Origin of the sequence: Bradyrhizobium sp. 155, assembly GCF_023101105.1 — a bacterium.
Taxonomy (GTDB): Bacteria; Pseudomonadota; Alphaproteobacteria; order Rhizobiales; family Xanthobacteraceae; genus Bradyrhizobium; species Bradyrhizobium canariense_D.
In genome coordinates, this window is sequence record NZ_CP064704.1 from 5443860 (window position 1) to 5458150 (window position 14291).

Below are 14291 nucleotides of genomic sequence, written 5' to 3' on the forward strand. Positions count from 1 at the left end.
GCGCACGGGGGCTAGGACGACGACGGAGAACTACACCGCCATCTTCCGATGCAACACCGGCGCGCCGGTGGTGAGGCTTTCGGCCGCATCGATGATGGCGTTGGCGTCGATGCCGTGGTGGCGGTAGAGGTCGGCGATGGTGCCGGTCTGGCCGAATTGCTCGACGCCGAGCGCCTCGACGCGATGGCCGCGGACGCTGCCGAGCCAGCCGAGCGCCGCCGGATGGCCGTCGATCACGGTCACGATGCCGCAGTCGCGCGGCAGCGGTGCTAGCAGTTTTTCGATGTGGCTGAGATGCTGCACGCCGCGCCGATCACGGCGCAATTTCCGTGCGGCGGTCCATCCCGCATGCAGACGATCTGCGGACGTGATCGCGAGCAGGCCGATGTCGCGCCGGCTCTCGCCGATGAAGCCGGTCGCTTCGATCGCTTCTGGCGCAACGGCGCCGGTATAGGCGATGACGGCTTCGGCATTGGGGCCCGGCTTGCGCAACCAATACGCGCCGTCGGTGATGCCCTGTGCGAGCTCGGGCGTCATGATCCGCTGCGCCTGCTCGATCGAGCGCGTCGAGAGCCGCAGATAGACCGAGCCGCCCTCACCCGGATCGCGCTGCATGTGATTGAAGCCCCACCCCATGATCACGGCGAGCTCGTCGACAAAGGCCGGCTCGAACGAGGCAAGGCCATCCTGCGCCATGCCGATCAAAGGGGTTGCGATCGACTGATGCGCGCCGCCTTCGGGCGCGAGCGTGATACCTGAGGGGGTCGCCGCCACCATGAAGCGCGCATCCTGGTAACAGGCATAGTTCAGCGCATCGAGACCGCGCTCGATGAAGGGATCGTAGAGCGTGCCGACCGGCAGCAGCCGCTCGCCGTTGATCTGGTGCGACAGGCCGAGCGCCGAGAGCATGATGAACAGGTTCATCTCGGCGATGCCGAGTTCGAGATGCTGGCCCTTGGGCGAGAAGTCCCAGTTGAAGGTGGATGGAATTTTCTCGCTGCGGAATAAGTCCGCCTTCTCGCCGAGCGCAAACAGGCCGCGCCGGTTCACCCACGGACCGAGATTGGTCGAGACGGTGACGTCAGGCGATGTCGTCACGATGCGCTTGGCGAGCTCCCTGTCGCCGCGCGCGATCTCGTTCAGCACCAGCCCAAAACCCTGCTGGGTCGACATCTGCGGCGCCGGCTTGAAGGCAAGCTGCGACGGCACCTCGATAACAGGCGCGGTGAGCCGGCGGCCGTCCTGGTTGAACGGCACGCCCGCGAGGAAGGCGTCGAGCTCGGCGGCACTTTGCGCGAGACCCTCGTATCTGTCCCATTCGTGTCCGGGCCGGATGTTCTGGCTGTCGCGATATTTCTCCATCTGCGCGACCGTCATCAGGCCGGCATGATTGTCCTTGTGGCCCTGGAACGGCAGGCCGACGCCCTTGATGGTGTAGGCGATGAAGCAGACCGGGCGATCGTGATCGATGGATTCAAAGGCGTCCAGCATGCTCGCCATGTCATGGCCGCCGAGGTTCGACATCAGCGCCAGTAGCTCGTCGTCGCTGCGCCTGTCGATCAGCTTGGTGATGGGGCCCTGATCGCCGATCTCGTCGTGCAAATGCTTGCGGAACGCCGCGCCGCCCTGAAAACACAATGCGGCGTAGAGTGCGTTCGGACAATTGTCGATCCAGCGCTTCAGCGCCTCGCCGCCAGCTTCCGCAAAGGCCTCGCGCATCAGCCGGCCGTATTTCACGATCACCACGTCCCAGCCGAAATTGCGGAACACGGTCTCGAACTTTTCCCAGAGACCTTCGCGGACGACGGCATCGAGCGACTGCCTGTTGTAGTCGACCACCCACCAGGTGTTGCGCAGGCCGTGCTTCCAGCCTTCCGCCAGCGCCTCGAAGATGTTGCCCTCGTCCATCTCGGCGTCGCCGACCAGCGCAATCATCCGCCCCTCGCGGCGATGCTTCATCCAGCCATGCGCCTTGACGTAGTCCTGCACCAGCGAGGCGAACAGCGTCTGCGCAACGCCGAGGCCGACCGAGCCGGTGGAGAAATCGACGTCGTCGACGTCCTTGGTGCGCGAGGGATAGGACTGCGCGCCCTTGAAGCCGCGAAAGTTCTCCAGCTTCTCGCGGCTCTGCCGGCCGAACAGATACTGGATGGCGTGGAACACCGGGCTCGCATGCGGCTTCACCGCGACGCGATCTTCGGGTTTCAGCACGTGGAAATACAGCGCCGACATGATGGTGGCGAGCGAGGCCGACGAGGCCTGATGTCCCCCGACTTTCAGGCCGTCCGCATTCGGGCGGATGTGGTTGGCGTGATGGATGGTCCATGACGACAGCCACAGCGCCTTGCGGGCCAGCGCGGTCAAGGTGTCGAGGCGGGCGGTATCAACGGGCATGGCAATGCTCCCGGAAAACAGGTGCCCGATGATACCCCTGCAGGAAGCGCCAAACTTCTCAATGTTTCGCGCAATACCAGCCAATATTGGGATAGCTTACCAATCAGCCGGCAAAAACGACAGGTTCATCCCAATGCCCGATCTCGACGCCATCGACCGCAAAATCCTCAGCTACCTCCAGAACGACAGCCGCCTGACCATGCAGGAACTGGCCGACAAGGTCGGGCTTTCGGTGTCGCCATGCCATCGCCGGGTCAAGCTGCTCGAGGAACGCGGCGTCATCTCGCGCTACATCGCGACCGTGGACCAGAAGGCGCTGGGGCTGCATGTCAGCGTCTTCATCTCGATCAAGCTGGCCCGGCAGAAGGAGGAGGACCTCAACCGCTTCGCGCGCGCGATCTCGAAATGGGACGAGGTGCTGGAATGCTATCTGATGACCGGCAATCGCGACTATCTCTTGCGCGTGGTCGCCGCCGACCTGGCCTCCTACGAGACTTTCCTGAAGACCAAGCTGACCCGGCTTGACGGCATCGCCTCGATCGAGTCCAGCTTTGCGCTCAGCCAGGTGAAATATTCGATCGCGCTGCCGGTGTAAGGCATCACCGCCACGGCTGCACGATGATCTTGGTGTGAGCCTCAGGATTGGCGAGATCGGCGAAAGCCTTTGCAACGCCGTCGATGCCGACTTCCGCCGTCACCATTGCCGCCGCATCCACCTGCCCCTCCGCGATCAGGCGCAGTGACGCCGCGAATTCGTCCGGCGTGTAGCCGAGCACATACTGGACGTTGAGCTCTTTCATGATGCCGAGCATGGGCTCGCTCCTGTCGGTCTCCATGCACACACCGACCACGACGATCCTCGCATCGCGCGGAGCGCCCTCGAACACCTGCTGCAAGAGACCGGGCACGCCAACGCATTCGAAGATGATCGCGGGTTTGAGCGCGGGCAGCAACGGCGGCCGCGCGGCCTTCTCCGCCTCCGACATCTGCGCATGCTCGGCCCAGGTCAGATAGGGCTGCGACACCCGTGGATCCACGACGACATCGGCGCCGAGCTTTGCCGCAAGCGCGCGCCGCGCCGGCGAATAGTCGGCGGCGACGATCGGATGCAGGCCCTTGAGCTTCAGCGCCGCAATCACCGCTAGCCCGACCGGGCCGCAGCCGATCACGAGCGGCACTTCGCCGCCTCGGATGTTGGCCTTGGCGACGGCGTGAACGCCGACCGCGAGCGGTTCGGTGAGCGCGGCATGCTCCGGCGCGAGACCGTTGGGCACCTCGAGCAGCAGCGCTTCGCTCAGCAGCATCGCCTCGGCATAGCCGCCAATATTGTCGTTGGAGTAACCGATGCCTTCGATGCCCTGCGGCGTTACGAGGGCTGGCAGCGAGCAGACGCGCGTGCACGACTTGAGCTTGCGCACGGTCCCCGGGCCGAAGTCGACGATCTCGCAGCAGAACTCGTGGCCGAACACGACGTCGCGGGCGAGATCCATCGGCTTGCGGCCGGTCTTTCGCGCCATCTCCACCATGCGGTGGGCGTGCTGGCGCGCGTGCAGATCGGAGCCGCAGATGCCGCAGGCGAGCGTCTTGACCAGCACCTGGCCGGGGCCGGGCTTCGGCTCGGCCATTCTGTCGACGACAATCTCACCGTTCCTGAAAATCGCAGCGCGCATCCGGCTCCTCCCGTCTTGTTGGAGCCGTCGATAGCACGAAGCGGACGCGCGATCTTGCGTCAGGGGTTCGGGGAACGCTCTTCCAGGATCAGGAGCTGGGCGCGGCGGATGCGCTCGCGATGGGCGATGTAGAGGCCGCTGGCGACGATGAAGGCCGCACCGGTGACGGTCCAGACATCAGGCACTTCGCCGAACAGGAAGAAGCCGAGGATGCTCACCCACAGCAACTGCGTGTAGGAGAACGGCGCCAGTACCGAGGCATCGCCGTAGCGATAGGCCAGCACGATGATCCACTGGCCGACGGTGGAGGCGACGCCGATCACGATACCAAGCCCGATCGCCGTCCAGGTCGGCGTGACCCAGACGAACGGTACCATCAGGGAGAGGATCGCAACGCCCGTCAGCGCCGAATAGGCCATCGTGGTGAGGACGGCTTCACGCCCGCTCATCATGCGCGTCAGGATCAGCGCCGCGGCCCAGCAGAACGCCGAGACGATCGGGAAGAAGGCGGCGGCGTGAAACGCGCTGGAGCCCGGGCGCAGGATGATCAGCACGCCGGTCAGGCCGATCGCGGTCGCGATCCAACGGCGCATGCCGACCTTCTCGCTCAGGAAGACGATCGAGAGCGCGGTGACGAACAGCGGCGAGACGAAGCCGGTCGCGGACGCTTCTGCGATCGGCAGGAAGCTCAGGCCGGTGATGAAGAACAGCGAAGAGCCGAGCAATGCCGCGCCGCGCATCAACTGCAGGCCGAGGCGCTCGGTGCGCATCGCATGGAGCGGCGAGCCCGGCAGCATCACCGGCGTGAACATCAGCGCAAACGTCACGAAGCGGATCCAGGTGATCTCGATCGACGGCAGGCTCGACGACAGATATTTCGCGGTAACATCGGAGCAGCCGAGAAAGATCGTCGACAGCAGCACCAGCGCGATGCCTTTGAACGGGTGATCGACGCGCGCCGGCGCCCGTCGCGCCTGCGGCTTCTTTTCCGGCATGGGCATGGGAATACTGTCGAGCCTTGCGGCTGCGGCGGGCGGCGGGGTCACGGCTGGAACCTAGGAATGCGAATCGGGAATGATCGTAAAAAACGATAATTGCGCCGCTTTCACAACTTCCGAAAACAGGATGCCGATATGCGCTCACGTCCGCGCACGTCAAGACTCCATTAATAACGGGCGTTTGTGCACTACAGCATGGGCAGGCCGCGCGGCTTCGGACCGCGCGGAAACGCCGCATCGAGCGCCGCGATCTCGTCTTTCGTCAGCACCAGATCGCCGGCCGCAGCATTGTCGCCGGCATGTTCCGCGGACGACGCCTTCGGGATCGCGAACACCGTAGTTGCACGGGTGAGGAAGCTCAGTGCGACCTGGCGCGGCGTCGCGCGACGCGCCTCCGCGATGCGCGCCAGCACCGCGCCGCCCTTGCTGTTGCTCGCAGGGAAATCATCGTGGCCGAATGGCGAATAGGCGACCACAGCGACACCATGCCGTTCGCACCACGGGATCACCGCGTGCTCGATCGCGCGTTCCTTCAGATGATAGAGCACCTGATTGCAGGCGATGCGGTGTTCGCCGGCGGCGTCGAGGATCTCGTCGAGATCATCGGCATCGAAATTGGAGACGCCCCAGGATTTGATCTTGCCGGCCTTCACCAGTTCCTCGAATGCGGCGACGGTGTCCTCCAGCGGATACGAGCCGCGCCAATGCAGCAGATAGCAGTCGAGCCGATCGGTTTTCAGCCGCTTCAGCGAGCGCTCACAGGCGGTGATGGTTCCGCGGCGCGAGGCGTTGCTCGGCAGCACCTTTGACACCAAGAAAACCTCGTCGCGTCGGCCCGCGATCGCATCCGCAATGACGAGTTCGGCATCGCCATACATCTCGGCGGTATCGATGTGGGTCATGCCGAGGTCGAGCCCGCGCTGAAGCGCCGCGATCGCGCGCTTGCGATCGCCATGGTCGAGATACCATGTGCCCTGCCCGATGACGGAGACGCTGGCACCCGTTTTGCCGAAGGGTTTCGTGTTCATCTTTGCTCCGATACCACTCGTTCGCTGAGGCAACCGCCGTCGCGCTCAAGAGTTCAATACGCCGATGTCAGCGACCAATACGCTACCGGTTGCGGACTCCGTGATGTAGAGCCGATCCTTCTTCGCGCCACCAATGGCGACATTGGTGCAATTCGGACCTGCACACGACTTGACCCGCGCAATCAATTCGCCGTTGGGCGCGAACACGAAGACATGGCCGAGTGAGGCGTGACCGACGAACAGGCGGCCCTTGGCATCCATTGTCATGCCATCAGGGCCGCTCGTGCCGAACAGCGAGCAGAAGCGGCCAACCTTCGACACGCTGCCGTCCTTCATGAACGGCAGCCGCCACACCGCGTTGTCGCGCGTCATTGCGACGAACAGCACGGTCTCGGTTGGATCGATCACCAGGCCATTCGGGCTGATACCAGTGTCGATCAGGCAATCGAGCCGGCCGCTTTGCGTCAGGCGATAGACGCGGCCGCTGGGGTCATGCAGGCCGGTCTGTCCCTGGTCGGTGAAATAGATGTCGCCGTTGGACGCGAGATGCAGATCGTTGCAGCCCCGGAAAGACTCCGAGTTGCGCGAGGTCAGCACCGGCGCAATGCGCCCTGCCCTGGCGTCGAACTCCACGATGCCGTGCCTGTAGTCGGCGACCAGGATGCGGCCGTCCGCCGCAATCTTCAGTCCGTTCGGCCAGCCCTCATATTCAATCGCCAGCGACCACTCACCGTCGGGCGCAATGCGGAAGATGCGGCCGAAGGGAATGTCGACGATGTAGAGATTGCCATCCTTGTCGAACGACGGCCCTTCGATGAAGGAATCCGTCGGCACACCGGGCCGGTTGGCATCGGCCCAATCGGTGCGCTCGCCCTTGCGGCGGAATTTGTCGGGCATGGCGGAAAAGAGTCTGGTCTCGATCAGGCGCGGCGGCGTTTCCAGGTACATCATTGTTGTTTTTGCGTGTTGAGGGCGAGAGCGCGGCACCATAGGGCACAATGAGGCGTGCGTCGATTGGGCCGAAGCATAGCGCCCCGCCCTCGCTGTCATTCCCCGCGAAAGCAGGGAATCCAGTACGCAGTGGCCTTAGCGCTTGATCACAGGCGTCTCGGCGTACTGGATCGCCCGGTCAAGCCGGGCGATGACGGCGGAGTATGCGCGACGACCGAGAAAGTCGCCCCTACCCCGCCGCGCCCGCGTGCTTGGCATGCTTCGCCGGCGCAATTTCGGTCGTCGCGATCAGGCGCTTCAGCTCGGGGATGCAGGAGCCGCAATTGGTGCCGGCCTTGAGCTTTGCGCCGATCTCGGCGGCTGTGCGCGCGCCTGCGGCGATGGTGTCGCAGATGGTGCCGCGGCCGACGCCGAAGCAGGCACAGACGACAGGACCGGTCGAAACCGCGCCCTCGCTCGACTTGCCGGACAGCAGCATGCGCCGCTGCTCATCGGTGACGTGGTCGGCCACGAACAGGCTCTTCACCACCTCCCAGTCCCCGGCATCATGCGCGGGGCCGACGAACAGGCAGGTTTCGATGCGGTCGCCGGCAAACGAGGCCGCGCGATAAACGCCGCCGCCGAGGTCGCGATAGTCGGCGACGTCCTCGCCGGCAACGCCACCGAGCCAGGCCGGCCAGCGCGACAGGTCCGCATTGTCGGCGAAGAGGTAGCCGAAGCCGCCGGTAACAGTGACGCGGGTCCACATCAGGTTCGGTGGCAGCTCCAGCTGCTTGCGCGACAACGCAAAGCCGCGGAAGACGTATTCATAAGGCACGATCGCGGCTGGTGTCGCCTTGGACTCCGGCTGCCCCGAAAACGGATCGGTGAACGGTGCGACCAGCGCCCCGACGCGACCGTGCGAGGCGTTCATCGCACTCCAGTGGATCGGCGCGAACAGCGTGCCGCGCTGCTGGTGGTCGCTGACGACGACCTTGAGGGTGCACTGGCCGTAGTCGGTGGTGATGCGGGCATAGCCGTCATGAACGACGTTGTATCTGCCGGCGTCATCGGGATGAATCTCGACGAACGGCTCGGGCAGATGCGCGCCGAGCCGCTGGCTGAGGCCCGTGCGCGTCATGGTGTGCCACTGGTCGCGGATGCGCCCGGTGTTGAGCCGCAGCGGCCGCGACGGCCCGGTCTCGCCGCGCAGCGCCGGCACCTCCGGCGCGACGAAGCGGCCCTTGCCGTCATTGGTGAAGAACCCGCCGGCCGCGAAGAAGCGCTCGCCGGGCGCCTGGCCTTCGCGCGCGGGCCACTGCACGGGCTTCAACGCGTCGAAGCCCTCGTCGGACAGCGAGGTCAGCGCGCCGATATCGAAGTCGCGGCTGCCATCGTTCTCGAACGCCGAGAGCGCGGCGTGCTCGCGAAAGATGTCGGCTGCGGATTTGTAATTAAAACTGTCGCCGAAGCCGAGGCGTTTTGCGGTTTCGCTCAGGATCCACCAGTCCGGCCGCGCCTCGCCGGGCGCCGGCAGGAACGAACGCTGGCGCGAGATCCGGCGCTCGGAATTGGTCACGGTGCCCGACTTCTCGCCCCAGGCGAGCGCGGGCAGCAGCACGTGCGGGCCAGCATCGACCGTGTCGTTGGAGAGCACGTTCTCGGAGACCACGAACAGCTCGAGCTTCTTCAGCGCCTCGCGCACGAAGTCCGCGTCGGGCAGCGACACTGCGGGGTTGGTGCCCATCACCCACAGCGCCTTAACCTCGCCGCGGTTGATGGCTTCGAACAGCTGCACCGCCTTCAACCCTTCATGGGTCGCGATACGCGGCGCCTTCCAGAACCGCCGCACGCGATCGATGTCCGGCGGCGTGAAGTTCATGTGTGCGGCGAGCTGGTTGGCGAGGCCGCCGACCTCGCGGCCGCCCATCGCGTTGGGCTGGCCGGTGAGCGAGAACGGCGAGGCACCGGGCTTGCCGATGCGCCCCGTGGCGAGATGGCAGTTCAGGATCGCGTTGACCTTGTCGGTGCCCTGCGCCGACTGATTGACACCCTGCGAGTACAGCGTGACGACGCGGGGCGTGTCACGGAACATCTTGAAGAAGGTGGCAACGTCCTGCTCGGAGAGGCCGGTCGCCAGTGCGGTCGCGGTGATGCTGCCGGCGATGCTGCGTGCGCGCGCCAGCGCGTCGTCAAAGCCCGACGTGTTTTGCCCGATGTAGTCCTGATCCAGGGCACCATTGTCGGCGAGGTGAACGAACAGGCCGGAGAACAACGCCGTGTCGGTGCCGGGCTTGAGGCCGAGGAACAGATCGACGTCGGTCGCGGTGTCGGTGCGGCGCGGATCGATCACGATCATGCGCGCGCCGCGCTCCTGCCGGTTCTTCAGCATGCGCTGGAACAGCACGGGATGGCACCAGGCGGCATTCGAGCCGACGAACACCAGAAGATCGGCCTGGTCGAGATCCTCGTAGCAGCCGGGCACGGTGTCGGCGCCGAAGGCGCGGCGGTGACCGGCGACCGATGACGACATGCAGAGCCGCGAATTGGTGTCGACGTTCGCAGTGCCGACAAAGCCCTTCATCAGCTTGTTGGCGACGTAATAGTCCTCGGTCAGCAGCTGGCCCGAGAGATAGAATGCGACCGCGTCGGCGCCGTCGCGCGCGACGATGTGCTGCATGCGGTGGGCGACGTGATCGAGCGCATCGCTCCAGGCGACGCGTTCGAGCACGCCCTTGCAGCGGATCATCGGATAGAGCAGCCGGCTTTCGAGCCCGACCGTCTCGCCGAGCGCCGAGCCCTTGGAGCACAGCCGGCCGAAATTGGCAGGATGATCGGGATCGCCCGCGATCGCCGCGCCGCCCTTGCCGTCTGGCGTCGCCAGCACGCCGCAGCCGACGCCGCAATACGGACAGGTCGTTTTGGTAGCGCGGAGCGTGGGATCGATCGCCGTCATATCGAGCCGCCTCAATCAAGCCGCTTTGGAGGGACGCGCGAGCGCGCGGCCGAACATCATGTCGGTGCGGATCGCCGCCACCTTGTCACGATTGCGGATCAGCTCGAGATACCAGAGCGCATCGACGGTATCGCCGATCAGCACCGCGCCGGTGAGCCGGCCGTCGGAGATGACGAGCTTCTTGTAGGTGCCGCGCCTGCGGTCTGACAGCACGAGGCTCTCGCTGCCCTCCCCGCCCATGAAGTCGCCCGCGGAGAATACGCTGACGCCCGACACCTTCAGATTGGTCGAGACCACGCTGCCCTGATAGGCCGCGGGACGGCCCGCGAGATGCCGCGCCAGCACGCGCGCCTGCTCGTAGGCGGGCTCGACGAGGCCGTAGCAGGTGCCGCGATGCTCGGCGCATTCGCCAAGCGCGTAGATATCGGGTGACGCCGTCTGCATCTCGTCGTTGACGACGATGCCGCGGTTGACTGCGATGCCGGCGTCCTTTGCGAGCGCAATGTTGGGCCTGATGCCGGCGGCGAAGATCACCGCATCGGCCTCGATGCGGCTGCCGTCGGCAAGCTCGACCGCTTGGACATGACCTTCGCCGTGGATGCGCGCTGTGGATGCATTGAGCAGGATACGAATGCCCTTGCGCTCGACCAGTGTCTTGAGCAGGTCCGCGGCGGAGGCATCGAGCTGGCGCTCCATCAGCCGGTCCATCAGGTGCAGCAGCGTCACCGGCGCTCCGGCCTTGGCGAGGCCGTAGGCCGCTTCGAGTCCGAGCAGACCACCGCCGACCACGACGACGCGCTTCCTGGCGGCCGCGAGCGTCAGCAGCAGGTCGACGTCGCGGGTATCGCGAAAGGTGTGCACGCCGGCGAGATCGGCGCCGGGCACGTTGAGCCGTAGCGGCGTCGAGCCGACGGCGAGCACGAGCTTGGAATATTCCATGCTCTCTTCGCCTTCGATCTTGAGCTCGCGTCGGCCGGTGTCGACCTCGGTGACCCGATAGCCGTAGCGCACCGTGACACCGCGATGGCGCCACCAGTCGGCGGGTCGGAGCTCGATCTCGTGCGAGCCGGTCTCGCCGGCCAGCACGGAGGAGAGCAGAACACGGTTGTAAGCGAGCCGCGGCTCTTCGCCGATGACGGCGACCGCGTAGCGGCCGAGTGCGGTCTTGGCGAGCTCGTCGACCAGACGCGCGGCCGCCATACCGTTTCCGACAATGACCAGCGGTTCACTCACAACGCATCTCCTATTCAGCGGCCTGCGACTGTGCGCCGTAGGCCTCGGACATCATGTAGCCGGACAACACGCCGTAGGCGTCGGTCCAGGCGGTAGCGAGTTCGGGCGTCCAGGCCTCGCCAAGGCCCTTCTCCAGGGTCCACAGCAAGGTCGCGCCGACCACGGGGTAGTGCTCGGCCTTGGCGCCGTAGCCGACGTGACGCTTCGCAAGCGCGGAGGCCGCCGGAAGAATCGAGTCCAGATTCGACAGACCGCCGACGACGGCGGCGAGCATGCCCATCAGCTTCTTGCGCTGCTCGGTCATGTCCTCGGGGAACATCGCGCGCACGGATGGCGCCACCTCGAACAGGCGATCGTAGAACAGCACCGCGGCCTGCGCGGAAATCGGCGCGACCTTGGCAAAGCTCTGCTGCACGAGGGTGATCTGTTCCGGCGTCATGATGTTCTCCTGCCTGTTGGGTTTGCCTTGGTGCGCGCCATTGCGAACCAGGTTCATTGTCAAACTGTCGGGCAATGCTTCTCCCCGCGTATGGGGAGAAGCGAGATTCGTACCAAGTATTAGACACGCGCGCCGGCGAGGCTTGACGCGCCTTCGCCCTGCGGGCTGCGACGCAGATAGAACCACCAGGTCAGCGCGAGGCAGGAGGCGTAGAAGCCGAGATAGATCGCGAGCGCGAGCTGCGGCCCGCCGGTCAGCGCGATCGACTTGCCGAACCCGGTCGGGATCAGATAGCCGCCAACGGCGCCGACCGCGCCGATGAAGCCGACCGCAGCACCGCTCTCGATGCTCGCCGTCTTCAAGGCGACCGCGCGCTCCGCATCGCCCTTGCCGCGCACCCTGAACAAATTCTGCTCGCGGAAGATCGAGGGGATCATGCGGTAGGTCGAGCCGTTGCCGATGCCCGTCGTCACGAACAGGACCAGGAACATCGACAGAAAGCCGATGAAATCCTTGTGCCCGACGAAGTAGAGCACGCCGATCGTCGCGCCTGCCATCACGATGAAATTCCAGAACGTGATCACCGAGCCGCCGATCCTGTCGGCAAGCCAGCCGCCGAGCGGCCGCGACAGCGAGCCGACCAGCGGCCCCAGGAACGCGATCGCAATGGTGACTTGCGGGAACTGGGTCTTGATCAACAGCGGAAATGCAGCCGAGTAGCCGATGAAGGAGCCGAACGTGCCGATATAGAGATACGCCATGATCCAGGTGTGCTTGCGCCTGACCACGGCGAGCTGGTTCTTGATCGACGACTTGGCCGTGGTCAGGTTGTTCATGAAGAACACTGCGCCGAACACCGCGATCGCGATCGGCAGCACCCACATCAGGCCGGCGTTCTGGAGGAAGACGCCGTCGACGGGCGATGCCTCGAACAGGTTGATGACGGCGAGCGTCATCAGGATCGGGGTCAGGAGCTGCACGCTGGAGACGCCGATATTGCCGCCGGCCGCATTCAGTCCGAGCGCCCACCCCTTCATCCGGTCGGGGAAGAAGAACGAGATGTTCGTCATGCTGGAGGCAAAATTGCCGCCGCCGAGACCGGCGGTCGAGGCAATCAGCAGCATCAGCCAGAACGGCGTGTCGGGCTGGCCGACGAAATAGGCCAGCGAAAGCGTCGGAATGAGCAGGATCGCCGCGCTGAAGATGGTCCAGTTGCGCCCGCCGAAGGTCGTCACCGCGAAGGTGTAGGGAAAGCGCATCAACGCGCCGATCAGCCCGGGCACCGCGACGAGCTGGAACAGCTGGTCGGTGGTGTAGTGGAAGCCCGCCTGCGGCAGCTTGGTGGTGACGATGCTCCAGATCAGCCAGACCGAGAAGCCGATATGTTCGGCCACGATCGACCAGATCAGGTTGCGTCGCGCGATAGTCTTGCCAGTCGCATTCCAGAACGCCTCATCTTCGGGGCGCCAGTCTGAAATCCAGGTTGGATTCTTCGTCATTGAGTATCCCTTCTTGCCTCACCGCTGCGTCGTTGCAGGCTCAGCCTCCGGCCACGGAGGCGCGCGCCGAGGCCAAGCCCCGGTGGCGAGTTCACGATGCTGATTGATGATGTTGAGGGACGTCGTCGTTGGCGTCGCGGCCGGTGTTTCAATTTCCGTGCCAACTGCGCGCATTCCGGAAACGCAGGAAATTCAGGAGCTTGTTCGTCGTGCCCCAAATTCTTGCAGCACTATTTCGCACGCAAATTTTGCGATTCGCTCAATCCCTGTGCGCCGCACAAGGATTGAGCTTGATGATTCAAAATTAGGCGTTGCGTGAGCATCTGTTGGTGACGCGCCTACGCGGCTTCGACGAAGCGATGACGCTCATAGAGGAATTCGAGCACGCGCTGCCGGCACTTCAGGTAAGTGACGTTGGTCGCGAGTTCGAGCCGCTTGCGCGGCCGCGCCAGCGGCACCTCCAGCACCTCGCCGATGCGCGCGCTCGGCCCATTTGTCATCATGACGATGCGATCGGACAGCAGCACCGCCTCGTCGACGTCGTGGGTGATCATCAGAATGGTGTTGCCGAGCTTCTGATGCAGCGCCATCACCGAATCCTGCAAATGCGCGCGGGTCAGTGCGTCGAGCGCGCCGAAAGGCTCGTCGAGCAGCAATACTTTCGGCTCCATGGCAAGCGCGCGGGCAATGCCGACGCGTTGCTTCATGCCGCCGGAGATTTCCGAGGGCCGCTTGTCCTTGGCATGGGCCATCTGCACGAGGTTGAGATTGTGCATGACCCAGGCGTCGCGTTCGGAGCGCTTCTTGGTCTTGGCGAAGACCTTGTCGACGCCGAGCCGGACGTTCTCGTACACGGTCAGCCATGGCAACAGGCTGTGGTTCTGGAACACCACCGCGCGATCCGGTCCCGGCGAGTTCACCTCGCGGTTCTCGAGCAGCACGCCGCCCATGGTGGCGTTGGTCAGGCCTGCGATGATGTTGAGCAGGGTCGACTTGCCGCAACCGGAATGGCCGATGATCGAGACGTATTCGCCCTTGTCGATGGTGAGATTGATATCCTTCAGCACCTCCGTGGAGGCTGCGCCGCGGGTGAAAATCTTGTCGATATGGTCGAGCTTCAGATAAGCGGTCATGTGCTTCCCCT

Annotated in this window: 11 protein-coding genes; 1 reads left to right on the forward strand and 10 read right to left on the reverse strand. The window is 64.7% G+C overall.

Annotated features, from left to right (window positions below):
* Positions 1-30: 30 nt before the first annotated feature.
* Entirely contained in the window at positions 31-2394 is a 2364-nt protein-coding gene (locus IVA93_RS26410; protein ID WP_018457079.1) for a thiamine pyrophosphate-binding protein, read from the reverse strand.
* 133 nt (positions 2395-2527) lie between these two features.
* On the opposite strand from IVA93_RS26410, the gene IVA93_RS26415 reads away from it, so the two are divergent.
* Positions 2528-2989: an Lrp/AsnC family transcriptional regulator gene (locus IVA93_RS26415; protein WP_018457080.1), complete on the forward strand. Its 462-nt coding sequence runs from the start codon at positions 2528-2530 to the stop codon at positions 2987-2989.
* A 4-nt stretch (positions 2990-2993) separates the two neighbouring features.
* Here the strand turns inward: IVA93_RS26415 and IVA93_RS26420 are convergent, their stop codons facing one another.
* From IVA93_RS26420 to IVA93_RS26460, 9 genes are all read right to left on the reverse strand, one after another.
* Positions 2994-4064, reverse strand: a complete 1071-nt coding sequence (locus tag IVA93_RS26420) for a zinc-binding dehydrogenase (protein WP_026233296.1) — start codon at positions 4062-4064, stop codon at positions 2994-2996.
* A 59-nt stretch (positions 4065-4123) separates the two neighbouring features.
* Positions 4124-5065 carry a DMT family transporter gene (locus tag IVA93_RS26425; protein WP_018457082.1) on the reverse strand — a complete coding sequence of 314 codons (942 nt, stop codon included), beginning with the start codon at positions 5063-5065 and terminating at the stop codon, positions 4124-4126.
* A 185-nt stretch (positions 5066-5250) separates the two neighbouring features.
* Complete coding sequence (locus IVA93_RS26430; protein ID WP_018457083.1) at positions 5251-6090, reverse strand: aldo/keto reductase; 840 nt, start codon at positions 6088-6090, stop codon at positions 5251-5253.
* A 45-nt stretch (positions 6091-6135) separates the two neighbouring features.
* Positions 6136-7038 carry an SMP-30/gluconolactonase/LRE family protein gene (locus IVA93_RS26435; RefSeq protein WP_018457084.1) on the reverse strand — a complete coding sequence of 301 codons (903 nt, stop codon included), beginning with the start codon at positions 7036-7038 and terminating at the stop codon, positions 6136-6138.
* 232 nt (positions 7039-7270) lie between these two features.
* Positions 7271-9976, reverse strand: coding sequence for a nitrate reductase (locus IVA93_RS26440; protein WP_018457086.1), 2706 nt, complete (start codon positions 9974-9976; stop codon positions 7271-7273).
* 15 nt (positions 9977-9991) lie between these two features.
* A complete protein-coding gene (locus tag IVA93_RS26445) occupies positions 9992-11209 on the reverse strand; it encodes an NAD(P)/FAD-dependent oxidoreductase (RefSeq protein WP_256469915.1) in 1218 nt (405 codons plus the stop codon).
* Between the two features lie 10 nt (positions 11210-11219).
* Positions 11220-11648, reverse strand: a complete 429-nt coding sequence (locus IVA93_RS26450) for a globin family protein (protein ID WP_026233298.1) — start codon at positions 11646-11648, stop codon at positions 11220-11222.
* A gap of 119 nt (positions 11649-11767) precedes the next feature.
* Entirely contained in the window at positions 11768-13147 is a 1380-nt protein-coding gene (locus IVA93_RS26455) for an MFS transporter (RefSeq protein WP_247789267.1), read from the reverse strand.
* Positions 13148-13485: 338 nt separating this feature from the next.
* On the reverse strand, positions 13486-14280 hold the full coding sequence (locus IVA93_RS26460; protein ID WP_247363492.1) for an ABC transporter ATP-binding protein: 795 nt from the start codon (positions 14278-14280) through the stop codon (positions 13486-13488).
* Between the last annotated feature and the right edge of the window lie 11 nt (positions 14281-14291).

Coding starts and splice junctions, on each gene's coding strand:
- IVA93_RS26410 (WP_018457079.1), bottom strand. CDS start 2,394: ATGCCCGTTGATACCGCCCGCCTCGACACCTTGACCGCGCTGGCCCGC.
- IVA93_RS26415 (WP_018457080.1), top strand. CDS start 2,528: ATGCCCGATCTCGACGCCATCGACCGCAAAATCCTCAGCTACCTCCAG.
- IVA93_RS26420 (WP_026233296.1), bottom strand. CDS start 4,064: ATGCGCGCTGCGATTTTCAGGAACGGTGAGATTGTCGTCGACAGAATG.
- IVA93_RS26425 (WP_018457082.1), bottom strand. CDS start 5,065: ATGCCCATGCCGGAAAAGAAGCCGCAGGCGCGACGGGCGCCGGCGCGC.
- IVA93_RS26430 (WP_018457083.1), bottom strand. CDS start 6,090: ATGAACACGAAACCCTTCGGCAAAACGGGTGCCAGCGTCTCCGTCATC.
- IVA93_RS26435 (WP_018457084.1), bottom strand. CDS start 7,038: ATGTACCTGGAAACGCCGCCGCGCCTGATCGAGACCAGACTCTTTTCC.
- IVA93_RS26440 (WP_018457086.1), bottom strand. CDS start 9,976: ATGACGGCGATCGATCCCACGCTCCGCGCTACCAAAACGACCTGTCCG.
- IVA93_RS26450 (WP_026233298.1), bottom strand. CDS start 11,648: ATGACGCCGGAACAGATCACCCTCGTGCAGCAGAGCTTTGCCAAGGTC.
- IVA93_RS26455 (WP_247789267.1), bottom strand. CDS start 13,147: ATGACGAAGAATCCAACCTGGATTTCAGACTGGCGCCCCGAAGATGAG.
- IVA93_RS26460 (WP_247363492.1), bottom strand. CDS start 14,280: ATGACCGCTTATCTGAAGCTCGACCATATCGACAAGATTTTCACCCGC.